The sequence below is a fragment of the Caenispirillum salinarum AK4 genome, from assembly GCF_000315795.1.
In the GTDB taxonomy this organism is placed as follows: Bacteria; Pseudomonadota; Alphaproteobacteria; order Rhodospirillales; family Rhodospirillaceae; genus Caenispirillum; species Caenispirillum salinarum.
In genome coordinates this window covers 41,433-57,579 of record NZ_ANHY01000009.1, presented here as the reverse complement: position 1 = coordinate 57,579, position 16,147 = coordinate 41,433, and the positions used below count along the sequence as shown (strand labels likewise).

The following is a 16,147-nucleotide window of genomic DNA, read 5'->3' as shown; positions in this document are numbered from 1 at the left end:
GCCAGACGCTCCTGGAGCTTCTCGCGGTCGTAGTCCGAGGTGGTCTCCTCGATCTGCGCCTTGATCTGGTTGACGCGCGCGTCAATGTCGTCCTTGGAGCCGACACCGTCCACGATGGTGGTGTCTTCCTTGGTGATGTTGACGTTCTTGGCCTGGCCCAGCATGTCGAGCGTGGTGTTCTCGAGCTTGATGCCGAGATCCTCGCTGATGACCTCGCCGCCGGTCAGCACGGCGATGTCCTGCAGCATGGCCTTGCGACGGTCGCCGAAGCCCGGCGCCTTCACGGCCGCGACCTTCAGGCCGCCGCGCAGCTTGTTGACCACCAGGGTGGCCAGGGCCTCGCCCTCGATGTCCTCGGCGATGATCAGCAGCGGACGGCTGGACTGCACCACGGACTCCAGCACCGGCAGCAGCGGCTGCAGGCTGGTCAGCTTCTTCTCGTGGATCAGGATGTAGGGGTTGTCCAGCTCGGCGACCATCTTCTCGGCGTTGGTCACGAAATACGGCGACAGGTAGCCGCGGTCGAACTGCATGCCCTCGACGACGTCCAGCTCGGTCTCCAGGCCCTTGGCCTCCTCGACCGTGATGACGCCCTCGTTGCCGACGCGCTCCATGGCCTTGGCGATCATGTCACCGATGTCGGTGTCGCCGTTGGCGGAGATGGTGCCGACCTGCGCGACCTCGCCCGAGGTGCCGATCTTGCGGGTGCGGCCCGCGATGTCCTCGACGACCTTGGACACGGCCAGGTCGATGCCGCGCTTCAGGTCCATCGGGTTCATGCCGGCGGCCACCGACTTGGCGCCCTCGCGGACGATGGACTGCGCCAGCACGGTGGCGGTGGTGGTGCCGTCACCGGCGATGTCGGCGGTCTTGGAAGCGACTTCCTTGACCATCTGGGCGCCCATGTTCTCGAACTTGTCGGACAGTTCGATTTCCTTGGCGACCGAGACGCCGTCCTTGGTGACGCGCGGGGCGCCGAAAGACTTCTCCAGCACCACGTTGCGGCCCTTGGGGCCCAGGGTGACCTTCACGGCGTCGGCCAGGATGTCCACGCCGCGCAGCATGCGGTTGCGGGCGTCGATGCCGAACTTCACTTCCTTGGCAGCCATTGGCTTGAAACCTCTTCTTGAATGCTTGGGGTCGATCGATGGGATCGGAGATCAGGATGGCGGTGCGGCGTCATTCCCCGCACCGGCACGGGTCCTTACTCGACGATGCCCATGATGTCGGTCTCCTTCATGATGAGGAGATCCTCACCCTCGATGGTGACCTCGGTGCCCGACCACTTGCCGAACAGGACGTTGTCGCCGACCTTGACGTCCAGCGCGACGATCTGGCCGTCCTCGCCACGGGCGCCGGGGCCGACGGCAATCACTTCACCCTGCTGCGGCTTTTCCTTGGCCGTGTCGGGGATGATGATGCCCCCGGCGGTCTTCTCTTCGCTTTCCTTGCGCTTGACCAGGACACGGTCGTGCAGCGGCCGAAACTTCATGGAATTCCTCCTCGTGGGGAATGGTCCCGATGATTGAGTCAAAGAGACGAACGAAAAATGCGGGGCGGGAGGGCGCCGGTGCCGACTCGGCTGTTAGCACTCCCCCGCCGTGAGTGCCAAAACAGGTAATCCGGTGGCGAAGGCCTGTCAAGCCCGCGCCGCATGACCGTCCGATGAAGGATTTCCGCCGAAGGACCGGCGGTGCACCATAAACGCTTCAGGCCGCGCGGGCGCGCCGGCGCTGGCGGCGGATGCGGCGGTAGAGCCACACGCCGATCACGCCCGAGACCACGAACAGTGCCACCGACAGGGTGATGCGCCATTCCGGATCGACGTGGATGCCGGTCCCCAGCAGGGCGAAGATGGCCGTCTGCGGCAGGTAGCCGAGCAGCGAGCCCGCCAGGAACGGCCCGGCGCCCACGCTGGTCACGCCGGCGGCCAGGTTGGTGACGACATTGCTGCCCACCGGCAGGAATCGGATCAGCAGCGTCATGGTGAACGGATTGCCGCGCAGGAAGGCGTCCACCTTCCCGATGCGCCGGCCGAAGCGGTGGCGCACGAAGGACCGGCCGAACAGGCGCGCGTACCAGAAGGCGGCCATGCAGCCGATCATCTGCGCAAGAAGGGCGAACCCAATGCCTTCCCACAGGCCGAAGACATAGCCGCCGCCGAAGGCGACAAGCTGGCGCGGCAGACCGATGCCGGTCAAGGCCGCGCCGACGGCGACGAAGACCAGTTCGCCATAGAAGCCGCGACCGCGCACCTCCTCGTCCAGCCACGCCGGGTCCAGAAGGTCCACAAGGCCAAGCGCCCGTGCGGCGTAGCCGACGGCGACCAGGCCGGCGATCATCACCAGCCCCTTGAGCAGCCCCTTCGTGCCCGACGACGCCTCGGCGCCGGGGCTGTCGAGCGCGTCGGCGTCCTCGACAGGCGCGGCGTCATCGCGGGATGCGGCGGACGGGTCGGAGGTCACGGAGCCGGGATCAGTCGTGGTGCTCGATGGCGGGGATGCGGGCACGGCTGCGCAGCCAGGCGACGCCGAACAGATCGACGATCCCCACCCAAAGGCGGTTCCAGACGCCGTACTTGGACACGCCCCGCTCCCGCGGGCGGTGGTTGACGCGCACGCTGACCACCTTGCCGCCGGCGCGAATCATCAGCGCCGGCAGGAAGCGGTGCATGTGGTCGAAGCGCGGCATGTCCAGGAAGGTCTGGCGGGCGAACAGCTTCAGGCCGCAGCCGCTGTCCGGCGTGCTGTCCTTGAGCATGAACGACCGCACGCCGTTGGCGACCTTGGACGACAGGCGGCGGATGAAGGTGTCCTGCCGCTTCTGGCGGTGACCGGCGATCATCACCAGCGCCGCGTCGGTGGCCGACGCAGCGGCTTCCTGGTCGCGGCGGCGGATCATGGCGGGGATGTCGGCCGGGTCGTTCTGGCCATCGCCGTCCAGGGTCGCGATCCAGGGCGCGCGGGCATGCTTGACGCCGCTGGCGACGGCCTGGCTCTGGCCGCAACTGCGCCGGTGGCGCACGACGCGCAGGCTGGGGAACTTGTCCTTGGCCTCGCGCAGCCGGGCCGGCGTCTCGTCGTCGGAGCCGTCGTCCACATAGACGATCTCGAAGTCGATGAAGCCGTTCAGGGCCGCGTCGATCTCGGTGATGAGGGGAAGGATGTTTTCCGCCTCGTTCTTGACGGGCACGACCACCGACAGGTCGGGGACCATGGGCGTGGCCGCCGACAGCGGGGCTTCGGGCTTGCTGGACTCGTTCATCAAAATGCCGGCCGGGGCTGTAAGGAATAAGCGTCGAGGCCGTGTTGTAACGCCGCATCCGCCGCGCGGCAAACGGTTTCGCGGCAAACGGGCCTTCGGCGGGCAGTCAAGTCCCACTCCGCTGCTGCGGCTTTAACCTTGAAGCCGCGCCGCCGCCGCCGCATCATCCTGGAAAACAGATCGGTGAAACAGGGAGGTCCACCGCCGCATGCCGTCGTCCTCGCCCTCCGTCGCCCTGCCCCGGGGCGTCGCGTCGTCCGGCGCGCCGGGAACCGCCGCCGTCCCCTCGCCCCGCCGCCGCGCGCTGGCCGCCTGGCTGTTCACTTTGAGCGGCATGGTCGTCTTCATGGCCTGCCTGGGCGCGGCGACGCGGCTGACGGACTCCGGCCTGTCCATGGTGGAGTGGCAGGTGTTCACCATCCTGCCGCCGCTGTCCCAGGCCGAGTGGCAGGCGACCTTCGACGCCTATCGCCAGTCCCCGCAATACCTGCTGCAGAACGCGGGGATGAGCCTGGAGGCGTTCAAGGGCATCTTCTGGCTGGAGTACCTGCACCGCCTGTGGGGCCGCATCATCGGTGTCGCCTTCGCGGTGCCCTTCCTGGTGTTCCTGGTCAAGGGCGCCATCGACGCGCGCCTCGGCCTGAAGCTGGGCGGGCTGTTCGTGCTGGGCGGCATGCAGGGGCTGGTGGGCTGGATCATGGTGCAGAGCGGCCTTGTCGACCAGCCTATGGTCAGCCCCGTCAAGCTCGCTGCGCACCTGGGCCTCGCCGTGCTGATCCTGGGCCTGCTGTGGCGTCTGGCCCTGGACCTGTGGCTGGAGGAGCCGGGCCACGCCCTGCCGCCCCCGGCCCGCCGGCTGGCGGCAGGCGCGCGGGCGTTCCTGATCTACGTGTTCGTCGTCATCCTGTCCGGCGCGCTGGTGGCGGGACTGGACGCCGGACTGACCTACAACACCTTTCCGCTGATGGACGGCGACCTGGTGCCCGACGGGCTGCTCATGCACGCGCCGTGGTGGGTCAACCACCTGGACAACATCACCACCGTGCAGTTCCAGCACCGCGTCCTGGCGACGGCGCTGGTCGCCTTCGCTTTGGGCCTGGCCGCCTGGGCCTGGCGGACCGGCGCCGCCCTGCCCCGCCGCGCCCGCACCGCGGCCGCCGTGCTGGGCGCCCTGGCCGTGGGCCAGATGGCGCTGGGCATCGCCACGCTTCTGGCGGTCGTCCCGCTCTCGCTGGGCGTGCTGCACCAGTTGGGCGCCTTGATCGTCTTCCTGGCGGCCGTGACCCTGGTGCGGCTGCTGCGCCGCCCCGCCGTTTCCGCGCCTCAGCCGTCGGAGCAGCGGTAGGCCGCCTCCCAGACCGTCTTCGCCAGGTCCGGCCCCAGCAGCTTTTCCGACCGGATGCGCTGGAGCCGCACCGGCAGGTCGCGGCGCTCGTCGATCAGGCGCAGCACCGCGGCGCGGTACTCCGGCACGAACGCCGGCCGGGCATCGTCATAAAGGCAGCCGCAGTCGATGGACGGCAGCGTTTTGACGCAGGCCGCCATGAACTCGCTGCGCGCCGCCTGCTCCGCGGGCGACACCACAGCGGCGAACGGGCTGTCGCGCATCAGCCAGACCATGCCGAACCCGCCGCCGACGCCGATCACGGCACCGATCACCGCCACCACCCCGGCCAGCGCCAGAACCGACTTGCGATGCACCCGTCCCCGATGGCGCCGGGATCGCCGCCGCCGCTCCACCGGAGGCCCGCCGCCGGCGGTTCGCGAGCCGCGCCGGCGGCGCGACGGCGCAGGATCGTCCGGTGCCGCATGATCCCCGGCATGATGGCTTGCGTCATGAAGGCCGCCGTCCGGCGATGCCGCGTCGGAGCGGCGCGGACGGAAAGCCGTGCCGCCGGCGGGAGGATCGTCCTCATCCACTGGGGCGGCAGGCGGGAAGTGGTCCTGGCTCGACATGACGTCCCCCGGATCATTCGGCAGCGGCAAATGGTGCGCACCCCCGGCCCGCACCCTGTTCCCACTATAGCCGAACATCGGCGCGGGAACAGTCCCCGGCCCGCCCAATTGCTCGCGCACAAGACGTGCACGTCTCCCTCGGAAGGCAGTGGCTGAATACCCCTCACCAGACGGAGAAGGGGCCGCGCGGCAGTCGTGGCCGCGACCGGGCCGCGGGGGATATTTCGCGCTGGTTTCCCGCACCTTCATCCCCCTATAATCCGCCGCCATGCGAATGATCACGCGCTACATCCTGCGACAGTTGACGACGGGCACGCTGCTGGTGGCGGCGGGGCTGGCCGTCATTCTGTGGCTGACCCAGTCCCTTCGGCTGATCGAAACGATCATCAGCAAGGGCCTGGGCATGGGCACCTTCATATCGATGACCATGCTGCTGATGCCCAGCTTCCTGGTCATCGTGCTGCCGATCGCCCTGTTCGCCGTGATCCTGTTCACCTACAACCGCCTCAACGGCGACCGCGAGCTGGTGGTGATGCGCGCCGTCGGCCTTGGTCCTTTCGGACTGGCCCGGCCGGCGCTGCTGCTGGCCTTCGTCCTGATGCTCGTCACATATGGCCTGACGCTGTATGTGGCGCCGCTGTCGGTGGAGACCTTCCGCGAAACCCGGTGGAAGGTGCGCAACGACGTCGCCGGGCTGGTGCTGGAAGCCGGCGCCTTCAACGAACTGGAGGAAAACCTGACCGTTTACGTCCGCGACACCGGGCCGGACGACACGCTGATCGGGCTTCTGATCCACGACAAGCGCGATGTCGCGGCCCCGGTGACCGTGATGGCCGAGCGCGGGGCCCTGGTCCAACCGGACAGCGGCCCACCGCGCATCCTCATGGAAAACGGCAACCGGCAGGAGGTCACGCCGGGCACGGGGCAGTTGTCGCTGCTGTACTTCGACCGCCACGTCATGGAGCTGGGCAGTCTTGGTGGTGATGCCGGCCCGCGCTACCGCGATGCGCGCGAACGGCCGCTGTTGGAGTTGCTCACGACCACCGCCAGCAACGAAAGCGAAACGCGCAAGTTCCGCGTGGAGGCGCACCAGCGCCTCGCCTCACCGCTGCTCAACATCAGCTTCGCGTTGATCGCGCTGGCCACCATGCTGACCGGCCCGTTCAACCGTCACGGCCAGGGCCGCCGCGTCATCGGCGGCGTCTCAGCCATGATCCTTGCCCAGTCGTTCGGGCTGGCCGCCGTCAACCTGGCGAGCGATTCCCTCACACTCATTCCCCTGATCTACGTGGCCGCCATCGTCCCGGGGCTCATCGCGCTGGGCATCTTGGCGCGCGCCTCCTCGGGAGGAAAGGCGCCGCCCGTCCCACGCGCGACCACGGCCGGAGGACCATCATGAAGCGCCGGCATCTCATGCTTTCTTCCTCGGCGGCGGCGCTCAGCCTGTCGCTGGCCGTCGCCGCCCTTCCGCTCGGCGCCGCACCGGCGAGCGCGGCGGTGGGGCCGGGCTGGACGCCCTCGCCGCCGCTGTGGGAGACGGCCCAGGTGCAGGCGACTCAAGACACGGCACCGCCGGAGCCGGCGCCGGCGGCCGTGACGGCCGACCCGCCGGGCGAACTGGGCGAGCCGGTCTCCGAGCGCATCACCGAAGGCGGCGGGCCTTTGGTCAGCCCCGAGATCCCGCCCGACCGGCTGGCGCCCCTGCGCGCGCTGGGGCCGGACATTCCGCAGCAGCAGCTCCGCAACCTGCCGCGGCCCTACACGCCACCGGCCGTTCCGCCGACCGAGGAAGGGCAGCCGCGCGCCTCCGTCGTCGCCGACGAACTCAGCTACGACGAAACCGAGGAGGTCATCACGGCCACCGGGGGCGTCGAGATGGTCTACGAGGGCCGCGTGCTGCGCGCCGACACGGTCCGCTACGACACCGTGGCCGATCGCGTCACCGCCGAGGGCAACGTCAGCCTGGTGGAGACCGACGGCACCGTCTATTTCTTCGACTACACCGAGTTGACCGGCGACATGAAGTCGGGCTTCGCGCGGGAGGCGACGCTTCTGCTGGCCGACCGCTCGCGGGCGTCGGGCGAGCTGATGACCCGCGAGAACGAGGTCAGCACCATGCGCCTGGCCATCTACACGGCCTGCGACCCGTGCGAGGACCCCGACGCGGCGCCGCTGTGGCGCCTGCGTGCCCGGCGCGTGACGCACGACGAGGCCGACAAGACGGTGTACTACCGCGACGTCTGGCTGGAGGCGGCGGGGCTGCCCGTGTTCTACACGCCGTACCTGTCGCACCCCGACCCCACCGTGAAGCGCAAGAGCGGCTTCCTGCCGCCGTCCTACGGGACGTCGAAGGACCTGGGGACCGAGGTCACCGTGCCCTACTACCTGGTCATCGACGACAGCCAGGACCTCCTGAGCGCGGTGCGCTGGACCGACCTTCAGGGGCCGGTGCTGGAGGCGCAGTACCGCGGGCTCTACACGTCGGGCAAGATGGAGGTGCAGGGCAGCATCACCCAGGACAACAACGTCGATCCCGACACCAACGTCGACGGCAACGACCGTATCCGCAACCACCTGCGCGCCAACCTGGAATGGTATTTCGACCCCACCTGGCGGGGCGGCATCGACGTCAACCTGGCGTCCGACGACACCTACATGCGCAAGTACGATTACGGCACCGATGCCTGGCTGGTGAACGAAGCCTACGTCGAGGGCTTCCGGCGCCGCACCTATGCCCGGGCGCGCGGGTTCTATTTCCAGGAACTGCGCGTCGGCACCGACCCCGGCCGCGTGCCGCGGGTGCTGCCCGAACTGACCTACAGCCACTCCAGCGCCCCCACCGATGCCGGCGTCTACTGGACCTTCGACGCCAGCGGCCTGTCGCTGACCCGCAGCGAAGGCACCGACACCACGCGCGTGGCGGCGGAAGGCTCGTGGAACTACATCCACTACGGCTCGCTGGGCGACGTCACCGAACTGTCGGCAGCCCTGCGCGCCGACGCCTACATCGTCGACACCGCCGAAGAGGCCGCCTTCCGCACCGTCGATTCCGGCACCGTGGCGCGCGTCATCCCGACGGTGGGCGCAAGCTGGCGGTTTCCGTTCACCCGCGACAACGGCTGGTTCCGCGAAGTGCTGGAGCCGGTGGCCTCCGTCTACATCAGCCCGCGCGGCCAGAACAAGGAAGAGATCCCCAACGAGGACAGCCGAGACTTCGAGTTCGACGCCACCAACCTGTTCTCGCGCAACCGCTTTACCGGCTGGGACCGCGTCGAGAACGGCCCGCGCGCCAACTACGGCATGCGCTGGGCCGGCTACTGGCCCGACGGCAGTTCGGCCTCGGTCCTGTTCGGCCAGAGCTGGCACATGTACGATGACGGCTTCTTCGGCCCTGAATCCGGGCTGGACGACGAGTTTTCCGACTACGTGGGCCGTGCGACGGTCAACATTTCGTCCTATTTCGACGCCTCGACCCGGTTCCGCCTCGACCGCGAGGAGTTTGAGCCCAAGCTGACCGAAATCACGGCCTCGGGCGGTCTTCCGGTCCTGCGGTTGTCGGCCAACTACCTCCAGGCCGTCGGCGAGACCACGGTCGACGACCAGTTCGGCGACCGCGAGGAAATCACGGTCGGCGCGCACAGCCGCTTCAGCCGGTACTGGACCCTGTTCGCCGGAACCCGGTGGAACCTCGACGACGAGGAAGAGCCCATCAACTGGTACGCCGGAGCCCTCTATGACGACGAGTGCTTCTCCCTCCAGGCCACGATGACGCGGGACTACACCGCCGACCGCGACTATGAGGGCGGGTTCTCCGCCCTGTTCCGCGTCGTCTTCAAGACCCTGGGCGAAGTGAACATCGGCTCCAACTAGCTTCAGGACGAGCAGTAGGCCGCCCCGCCCGCGCCACGCCCGCATGCACGCACGATGGTATCGAGACAGCACATGAGCATCCACACCGCCAGCCCCCGCTCCGCCGCGCCCGCGCCGCGCCACCGCGCCCGCCGGATCGCCGCCGCCGGCCTTGCTGCCGCGCTGCTGCTGTCCGCCACGCCCCTGGCGCCGGGCGCCCTGCCCCTGTCGGCCTCGCCGGCGGCCGCCCAGGACATCCAGCGCATCGCCGCGGTGGTGAACCAGGACGCGGTATCCCTGCGCGACATCATCACGCGCATGGATTTCATCATCGCGACGTCGAACCTGCCCGACAGCCAGGAAACCCGGCAGCGCCTGCTGCCGCAGGTCCTCCAGGGGCTGATCGGCGAGGCCCTGCGCATGCAGGAGGCCGAGCGCCTGGGGATCGAGGTCTCTGAATCGGACATGGCCGAGGGCATCCGCCAGGTGGAGGCCCAGAACAACCTGGCGCCCGGGGCGCTCCGGCAGCAGATGACCCAGGCCGGCATCCCCTTCGGCACCTTCGAGCGCCAGGTCCGGGCGGAGATCGCCTGGATCAAGGTGGTGCAGTCCTCCCTCGCCGGGCGCGTGACCGTCAGCGAGGCCGAAGTCGACGCGCGGCTGGAGCAGTTGAAGGAAGCCCAGGGCAAGCCCGAAGCCCTGCTGGCCCAGATCTACCTGCCCGTCGAGGACCCGACGCGCGAGGCCGAGGTGCGCCAGGCGGCCGAGCGGCTGGCCCAGCAGATCGCCTCGGGCGCCAACTTCCGGGCGCTGGCCCAGCAGTTCAGCCGCGATCCCTCGGCGGCGCGGGGCGGCGACATGGGCTGGATCCCCCTGCCGACGCTGGAGCCCGAGCTGCGGCAGGCCATCGCCGAGACGCCGGAAAACCGCATCACGCCGCCCATCCGCACCGCCGCCGGCTACACCATCCTGCTGGTGCGCGGCAAGCGTGTCGCCGGCGCGCAGGCCCCGGCGCGGCAGGGGCTGGAGCTGGCGCAGATCATGCTGCCCGACACGGGCGCCAACGCCATGCCCGAGGAACGCCGCGCCGCCCTGACCGAACGCGCCCAGGCGACGCGCTCGTGCGAGGAATTCGTGGCGCTGGCCGAAGACATCGGCACGCCGGGCTCGGGCCGCGTGGGCTCGGTGACGCTCGGCGACCTGCCCGAGGCGGTCGCCGCCGCCGTCTCCAACCTGCCCGAGGAGCAGGCCAGCCGATCGGTGCCCGTCGCCGGCGGCGAAGTGGTCGCGATGATCTGCGACCGCGGGGGCTCCGGCGGCCTGCCCGACCGCGAGGCGGTCCGTCAGCAGATCAAGCAGGAGAAGGTGGAATCGCTGTCCCAGCGCCGCCTGCGCGACCTGCGCCGCGCCGCCATCGTTGACGTTCGACTCTGATGCGCGGCGGCGGCGCCGGGCGCCCCGCTCCAACCCCCGGGAGGCCGACATGACCGAGCCCACGCCCCTGCCCGCGCCACCGCTGGCGGTGACCATGGGCGAGCCGGCGGGCATCGGCGGCGACATCACCCTGACCGCGTACGCCCGGCGCTCCGGTGCCGCGTCGGGGGCGCGCCGGCTGCCGCCGTTCTTCGTCATCGACAGCCCCGAGCGCCTGGAAGCCCTGGCGGCCCGGCTGGGCGTGCCGGTGGCCGTGCGCGAGATCGCCGCGCCCGAAGAGGCCCTGGCCGTCTTTCCCGACGCCCTGCCCGTGCTGCGCCAGGACGTGCCCGCCGCCGTGGAACCGGGCCAGCCCGATCCCGCCAACGGCCCCGCCGTGGTCGCCGCCATCGAGCGGGCGGTCACCCTCACGACCGAAGGCCGTGCCGGCGGCGTGGTGACCAACCCCATCAACAAGGCGGTGCTCAAGCAGGCCGGTTTCAGGCACCCCGGCCATACGGAGTTCCTGGGCGAACTGGCGGGCGGCGCAACCCCGGTGATGATGCTGGCCTGTCCTGGCCTGCGCGTCGTGCCGGTCACCGTCCACCTGTCCCTGCGCGAGGCCGTGGACTCCCTGCGCCGCGAGACCATCGTGGAGATCGGCCGCCTCACCGCCGACGGACTGCGCCGGAACTTCGCCATCGCGCGCCCGCGGCTGGCCGTCGCCGCGCTCAACCCGCACGCCGGCGAGGGCGGCGTCATGGGGCGCGAGGAGATCGACATCATCGCCCCCGCCGTCGCCGACCTGCGCGCCCTGGGGATCGACGCCTTCGGCCCGGCGCCCGCCGACACCCTGTTCCACGAAGCCGCCCGCACGCGCTATGACGCAGCGCTGTGCATGACCCACGACCACGCCCTGATCCCGCTCAAGACCATCGATTTCGCCGGCGGCGTCAACGTGACGCTGGGCCTGCCCTTCGTGCGCACCTCGCCCGATCACGGCACGGCCTTCGATATCGCGGGCACCGGTGCCGCCGACGACACCAGCCTGTGCGCCGCCCTGCGCATGGCCGGCGAGATGGCCGCCCTGCGCCGGGAAACGCCCGCATGACCCGCAGCCAGACCACCCTGCACGACGCCGCTCCGGGCGAAGCCCTGGCCGCCGACGGCCTGCCGCCCTTGCGCGACGTCATCGCCCGCCACGACCTGGCGGCGCGCAAAAGCCTGGGGCAGAACTTCCTTCTGGACCTCAACCTGACCGGCCGCATCGCCCGCGCTGCCGGAGCCATCGACGACGGCACGGTGGTCGAGATCGGACCCGGCCCCGGCGGCCTGACCCGCGCCCTGCTCTACGCCGGTGCCCGCAAGGTCATCGCCATCGAGCGCGACCCCCGCGCCCTGCCCGCCCTGGCCGAGATCGCAGAGCGCTGGCCCGGGCGGCTGGAGGTCATCGAGGCCGACGCGCTGGAAGTGGACGTCACGGCCCTGGGCGACGGCCCCCGGCGGATCGTCGCCAACCTGCCCTACAATGTCGCCACCCCCCTGCTGCTGGGCTGGCTCAAGCGCCTGGACACCCTGGCCGGCATGACGCTGATGTTCCAGAAGGAGGTGGTGGACCGACTGGTGGCGAAGCCGCGCACCAAGGACTACGGTCGCCTGTCCGTCATCACCCAATGGCTGTGCCATGTGGAACCGGTGTTCGACATCAACCCGCGCGCCTTCACGCCGCCTCCCAAGGTCGTCTCGACGGTGGTCAACCTGACGCCGCGCAGCCAGCCCCTGTGCGACGCCGATTTCGCCACGCTGGAAAAGGTGACGGCGGCCGCCTTCGGGCAGCGCCGCAAGATGCTGCGCGCCAGCCTGAAAACACTGGCCGGCGGCGACGGCGAGGCCCCGTGCGCCCGCGCCGGCCTCGCCCCGACCGCACGGGCGGAAGAACTGTCGGTCGAGGATTTCTGCGCGCTGGCGCGCTGCCTTTGAGGCAGCGCAACACACCTTTGCGCTGCCGGTATCCTTTTTTACACCTCGACCCTATACCTGCACCGAGCGTCTTATGAGTCTTACGATTTAACGCCGAAAGGGTATGCGGCGCGGTCGTCCCGGGGGAGACGGGTGGCGGCGCCGGAAGAGGGGTAAGGCGCCATGGCTCACACGTATTTCTTCAACAACGTCACCGCCGTCGTTGCGGACGCGCGCAAGCCGCGCCTGCAGGTGCTGCGGTCCAGCCTGTACTACATGGGCTTCCGCGACACCGAATGGGCGGAGACGGTGCAGGACCTGGAAGAGGTGGCGGAGCGGGTAAAGCCCGACATCATCATTGCCGCCATGGACCTGCCGGGCGGCGACGCCGGCGCCTACTTCCGGCGGATCCGCACGGGCATGAGCCGAGTCGACCCCTTCACGCCCATCATCGCCGTGCTGTCGGAAGCGGCGCCGGACACCGTGCGCCGGGGCGTCGACAGCGGCGCCGACGATCTGCTGATCCATCCGTGGTCGGAGGGCTATCTGGACCAGCGGCTGCACAACCTGATCCACGCGCGCAAACCCTTCGTCGTCACGTCCAGCTATGTCGGGCCGGAACGCCGCGCCGTCCCCCGTCCAGGGCCGCAGGCGCCGACCATCACGCCGGTCAACGTTCTGGAGGCCAAGGCGCTCAAGCGCAAGGACGCGGACGCCGTTGCCGGCGACCAGCAGGCCTGCCGGCGGGCCCTGAGCGCCCATCGGGTGCGGGCGCTGGCGGGCCTCATCGTCGGGTTGATCGGTGACATCAACGGGCGCTACGCCCGCGGCATGGTCATGGACGACGCCAACGCCCGCGACCTTGCCCGTCTGACCCGCGCGGCCGAGGAAGCGCACCTTCAGGGCCGGCTCATGCGGGATACGACCTGCGCCAAGGACATGATGGCCGACGTGGCGCGGCACGCCCGCCTGTGCCGCGACGCCCAGGAGTTCGGCCGCATCGCCAGCATCGCCGAGCTGGAAGCTTTGGCCGGCAGGCTTGCCGATGCCTTCGACCTGGACACGGCCCTGCTGCTGGACAAGCCGGCTGCGGGCGATGCCGCCGCAGGCACCGACCGTGCCCCGCGCGTCGCCGCGGAATAGGCCGGGCCAGCCGCGTCAGAGGGCCGCCGGCCCGGCGGTGGTGCAGCTTACCAGGAGCCGGTGTTCTCCATGCTCGCCCAGGGCTCCGCGGGGGCCTTGGCCTCGCCGTTCTGCAACAGTTCGATGGAGATGCCGTCCGGCGAGCGGACGAAGGCCATGCGGCCGTCGCGCGGCGGGCGGTTGATGGTCACGCCGCCATCCCGGAGCTTCTGGCAGGTGCCGTAGATGTCGTCGACACGGAAGGCCAGGTGACCGAAGTTGCGGCCGCCGGTGTACTCCTCGGGGTCCCAGTTGTAGGTCAGCTCGATCATGGGGGTGTTGAAGCTGACGGCGCTGGCGGCGGCCTCGCCCTTGGCCTTCTCGCGGTCGGCCTCCTGCAGGTCCTGCGGCGCCGCCAGGAACACCAGAGTGAAGCGGCCCTGCTCGCTCTCCTTCCGCGTGACCTCGACCATGCCGAGCTTGTCGCAGTAGAAGTCCAGCGAGGCATCCAGATCGCTGACGCGGACCATGGTGTGCAGGTATTCCATCGGGCGGGCCTCCAGTGAACGGTGAATGGGACGATGCCCTCCACCTAGGACGCCGGACGGCAGATGAAAAGCGCCATTTGCGGTGGGACGGTGGCGCTACGGCACACCGGCCGGACGAATGGCGGCGCGTCGGGCGAAGGCGTCGACGAATGCCGCCTGCTCCTCGGTCGGGGTGACGGTCACGGTGCGGGGTGCGGGCTTGCGCCCGGTCATGGCGATGCTCCCGGTGCCGATGCCTTCAAGAAGGCCACCGGCACCGGGAGCGATCACTCGGCCTCAGCGCCACGCATGCCGTTGACGAACTCCGCCAGCCCCACCTGCCGGGTGCGCTTCAGGCGCTCGGCATGAAGGATGGCGGTGACGCTGGCGATGGACTGCTCCACGTCGTTGTTCACCACCACATAGTCGTATTCCGGCCAGTGGCTCATCTCGTCGGCGGCCTTGGCCATGCGCTTGCGCACCACCTCGTCGCTGTCCTGGGCGCGGCCGCGCAGGCGGCGCTCCAGTTCGTCGACCGAGGGCGGCAGGATGAAGATGCTCACCAGGTCCTGGCGGGCGTTGGCGGCCAGTTGCTGCGTGCCCTGCCAGTCGATGTCGAACAGCACGTCGCGCCCCCCGGCCAGGCTGTCCATGACCGGCCCCTTGGGCGTGCCGTAGAAGTTGTCGAAGACCCGCGCGTGCTCCAGCAGTTCCTGCCGGTCGACCATGCGCTTGTAGGTTTCCACGCCGATGAAGTGGTAGTCGCGGCCGTCCTCCTCGCCCGGGCGGGGCGGGCGGGTGGTGACCGAAACGGACATGGCGATGTTGTCGTCCCGCTCCAGCATGGACCGCGAGATGGTGGTCTTGCCCGCGCCCGACGGCGAGGACAGCACCAGCATCAGCCCGCGGCGCCGGATGCCGCCCGACGGCTGGCCGCCGCCGGCGCCCGCGCCCTGGTCGACGGCGCAGGCGGTGGACTGGGAGGACGATGAAGGCGACGACGCGACGACGGACATGATTGCTTCCCCCTCGGAGGCCTTGGCGGCCGTTCTCTCACTCGATGTTCTGGACCTGCTCGCGGAACTGGTCGATGACGGCTTTCAGGTCCAGGCCGATGCGCGTCAGCGCCACGTCCTGGGCCTTGGAGCACAGCGTGTTGGCCTCGCGGTTGAACTCCTGGCACAGGAAGTCCAGCCGCCGGCCCACCGGCCCCTTGTCCTCGGCGATCAGTTCGCGGGCCTGGGCGATGTGGGCGCGCAGGCGGTCCAGTTCCTCGCGCACGTCGCCTTTGACCGCCAGCAGCGCCAGTTCCTGCGCCAGGCGGTCCTCGGAGAGCTGCGTCTGCGCGTCGACCAGCGCCGCCACCTGTTCCCGCAGCCGCGCCTTCACGGCCTCCGGCCGCAGGGCGGCGGTGCCGGCGGCCTGCTCCACCAGGTCGGCGATGGCATCCAGATGCTCGACCAGAACGGCCTCCATGCGCGCGCCCTCGTCGGCGCGGGCCTGGGCCAGTTTCACCAGGGCGTCGTCCAGGATGACGATGAGGGCGGCATCCCGGGCCTCTCGGGCCTGGGCGTCCGGTTCCGCCTCGCCGACCTGCTCCAGCACGCCCTTGAGCGCCAGCAGGCCGTCCAGGCGCGGCATCTGCACGCCCGCGACATCGCCGGTCTTGATCTGCCAGCGGCGGGCGGCGTCCATGATCTGGTCGAGCAGCGCCTCGTTGACGCGGTAGGACGGCTGCTCGTCGCCTCTGGAGACCGTCAGGGTGACCGAGACGTTGCCGCGCTTGAGCCGCTTCGCCACGGTCTCCCGCACCGCGATCTCCAGCCCGTCGTAGCCGGGCGGGATGCGCCAGCGGGTCTCCAGCCCCTTGCCGTTGACGCTGCGCACCTCCCAGATGCAGGTGGTGCCGGACCGCGTGGGGTCAGCCCCTTCGGCGCGGGCGAAGCCTGTCATGCTGGCGATGGGCACGGATAACGTCCTTTCGGTCCTCGTTCGTCCGCCGGTTATAGCCCCGCGCGGCCCGTGCAACAACCCGCGCATGGCCCTTCCCCACACCG

The 16,147-nt window shown here is 69.9% G+C and carries 15 protein-coding genes; 7 read left to right on the top strand and 8 right to left on the bottom strand.

Annotation, left to right across the window (positions count from 1 at the left end; genetic code table 11):
- From groL to C882_RS11085, 4 genes are all read right to left on the bottom strand, one after another.
- Nucleotides 1-1,109 (bottom strand): chaperonin GroEL (gene groL / locus C882_RS11100; protein WP_043645037.1); only part of this gene is annotated, 1,109 nt, incomplete at its 3' end.
- Nucleotides 1,110-1,204: 95 nt separating this feature from the next.
- Nucleotides 1,205-1,492 carry a co-chaperone GroES gene (groES, locus tag C882_RS11095; protein WP_009540693.1) on the bottom strand — a complete coding sequence of 96 codons (288 nt, stop codon included), beginning with the start codon at nucleotides 1,490-1,492 and terminating at the stop codon, nucleotides 1,205-1,207.
- Between the two features lie 217 nt (nucleotides 1,493-1,709).
- Entirely contained in the window at nucleotides 1,710-2,465 is a 756-nt protein-coding gene (locus C882_RS11090; protein WP_009540692.1) for a TVP38/TMEM64 family protein, read from the bottom strand.
- A 10-nt stretch (nucleotides 2,466-2,475) separates the two neighbouring features.
- Nucleotides 2,476-3,264, bottom strand: coding sequence for a glycosyltransferase family 2 protein (locus C882_RS11085; protein WP_009540691.1), 789 nt, complete (start codon nucleotides 3,262-3,264; stop codon nucleotides 2,476-2,478).
- A gap of 208 nt (nucleotides 3,265-3,472) precedes the next feature.
- Between C882_RS11085 and C882_RS11080 the strand changes: the two genes are divergently transcribed.
- Nucleotides 3,473-4,609 carry a COX15/CtaA family protein gene (locus C882_RS11080; protein ID WP_043645035.1) on the top strand — a complete coding sequence of 379 codons (1,137 nt, stop codon included), beginning with the start codon at nucleotides 3,473-3,475 and terminating at the stop codon, nucleotides 4,607-4,609.
- Here C882_RS11080 and C882_RS11075 read toward each other — a convergent pair.
- Nucleotides 4,588-4,965: a hypothetical protein gene (locus C882_RS11075; protein ID WP_009540689.1), complete on the bottom strand. Its 378-nt coding sequence runs from the start codon at nucleotides 4,963-4,965 to the stop codon at nucleotides 4,588-4,590. The two genes, C882_RS11080 and C882_RS11075, sit on opposite strands and share 22 nt — an antisense overlap.
- A 523-nt stretch (nucleotides 4,966-5,488) precedes the next feature.
- Here C882_RS11075 and lptF point away from each other — a divergent pair.
- From lptF to C882_RS23200, 6 genes are all read left to right on the top strand, one after another.
- Nucleotides 5,489-6,619 carry an LPS export ABC transporter permease LptF gene (lptF, locus tag C882_RS11070; protein ID WP_236262639.1) on the top strand — a complete coding sequence of 377 codons (1,131 nt, stop codon included), beginning with the start codon at nucleotides 5,489-5,491 and terminating at the stop codon, nucleotides 6,617-6,619.
- A complete protein-coding gene (lptD, locus tag C882_RS11065; RefSeq protein ID WP_009540686.1) occupies nucleotides 6,616-9,090 on the top strand; it encodes an LPS-assembly protein LptD in 2,475 nt (824 codons plus the stop codon). The genes lptF and lptD overlap by 4 nt, the downstream gene beginning before the upstream one ends.
- A 72-nt stretch (nucleotides 9,091-9,162) precedes the next feature.
- Nucleotides 9,163-10,503, top strand: a complete 1,341-nt coding sequence (locus C882_RS11060) for a peptidylprolyl isomerase (protein ID WP_009540685.1) — start codon at nucleotides 9,163-9,165, stop codon at nucleotides 10,501-10,503.
- Nucleotides 10,504-10,552: 49 nt separating this feature from the next.
- Nucleotides 10,553-11,593 (top strand): 4-hydroxythreonine-4-phosphate dehydrogenase PdxA, encoded by a 1,041-nt coding sequence (gene pdxA, locus C882_RS11055; protein ID WP_009540684.1) that lies wholly within the window; start codon nucleotides 10,553-10,555, stop codon nucleotides 11,591-11,593.
- Nucleotides 11,590-12,462, top strand: a complete 873-nt coding sequence (rsmA, locus tag C882_RS11050) for a 16S rRNA (adenine(1518)-N(6)/adenine(1519)-N(6))-dimethyltransferase RsmA (RefSeq protein ID WP_009540683.1) — start codon at nucleotides 11,590-11,592, stop codon at nucleotides 12,460-12,462. Before pdxA ends, rsmA begins: the two co-directional genes overlap by 4 nt.
- A 162-nt stretch (nucleotides 12,463-12,624) precedes the next feature.
- Nucleotides 12,625-13,584 carry a response regulator gene (locus tag C882_RS23200; protein WP_009540682.1) on the top strand — a complete coding sequence of 320 codons (960 nt, stop codon included), beginning with the start codon at nucleotides 12,625-12,627 and terminating at the stop codon, nucleotides 13,582-13,584.
- Nucleotides 13,585-13,631: 47 nt separating this feature from the next.
- Here C882_RS23200 and C882_RS11040 read toward each other — a convergent pair whose 3' ends face one another.
- The 3 genes from C882_RS11040 to C882_RS11030 all read right to left on the bottom strand — a co-directional run bounded on the left by C882_RS11040 (nucleotide 13,632) and on the right by C882_RS11030 (nucleotide 16,058).
- Nucleotides 13,632-14,111, bottom strand: a complete 480-nt coding sequence (locus C882_RS11040; RefSeq protein ID WP_009540681.1) for a VOC family protein — start codon at nucleotides 14,109-14,111, stop codon at nucleotides 13,632-13,634.
- 266 nt (nucleotides 14,112-14,377) lie between these two features.
- Nucleotides 14,378-14,989, bottom strand: coding sequence for a guanylate kinase (gene gmk / locus C882_RS11035; RefSeq protein WP_236262641.1), 612 nt, complete (start codon nucleotides 14,987-14,989; stop codon nucleotides 14,378-14,380).
- Nucleotides 14,990-15,143: 154 nt separating this feature from the next.
- Nucleotides 15,144-16,058, bottom strand: a complete 915-nt coding sequence (locus C882_RS11030) for a YicC/YloC family endoribonuclease (protein WP_009540678.1) — start codon at nucleotides 16,056-16,058, stop codon at nucleotides 15,144-15,146.
- Nucleotides 16,059-16,147: the final 89 nt, after the last annotated feature.

Coding starts and splice junctions, on each gene's coding strand:
- lptF (WP_236262639.1), top strand. CDS start 5,489: ATGCGAATGATCACGCGCTACATCCTGCGACAGTTGACGACGGGCACG.
- pdxA (WP_009540684.1), top strand. CDS start 10,553: ATGACCGAGCCCACGCCCCTGCCCGCGCCACCGCTGGCGGTGACCATG.
- C882_RS23200 (WP_009540682.1), top strand. CDS start 12,625: ATGGCTCACACGTATTTCTTCAACAACGTCACCGCCGTCGTTGCGGAC.
- groES (WP_009540693.1), bottom strand. CDS start 1,492: ATGAAGTTTCGGCCGCTGCACGACCGTGTCCTGGTCAAGCGCAAGGAA.
- gmk (WP_236262641.1), bottom strand. CDS start 14,989: ATGCTGGTGCTGTCCTCGCCGTCGGGCGCGGGCAAGACCACCATCTCG.
- C882_RS11085 (WP_009540691.1), bottom strand. CDS start 3,264: ATGAACGAGTCCAGCAAGCCCGAAGCCCCGCTGTCGGCGGCCACGCCC.
- C882_RS11060 (WP_009540685.1), top strand. CDS start 9,163: ATGAGCATCCACACCGCCAGCCCCCGCTCCGCCGCGCCCGCGCCGCGC.
- C882_RS11080 (WP_043645035.1), top strand. CDS start 3,473: ATGCCGTCGTCCTCGCCCTCCGTCGCCCTGCCCCGGGGCGTCGCGTCG.
- C882_RS11040 (WP_009540681.1), bottom strand. CDS start 14,111: ATGGAATACCTGCACACCATGGTCCGCGTCAGCGATCTGGATGCCTCG.
- rsmA (WP_009540683.1), top strand. CDS start 11,590: ATGACCCGCAGCCAGACCACCCTGCACGACGCCGCTCCGGGCGAAGCC.
- lptD (WP_009540686.1), top strand. CDS start 6,616: ATGAAGCGCCGGCATCTCATGCTTTCTTCCTCGGCGGCGGCGCTCAGC.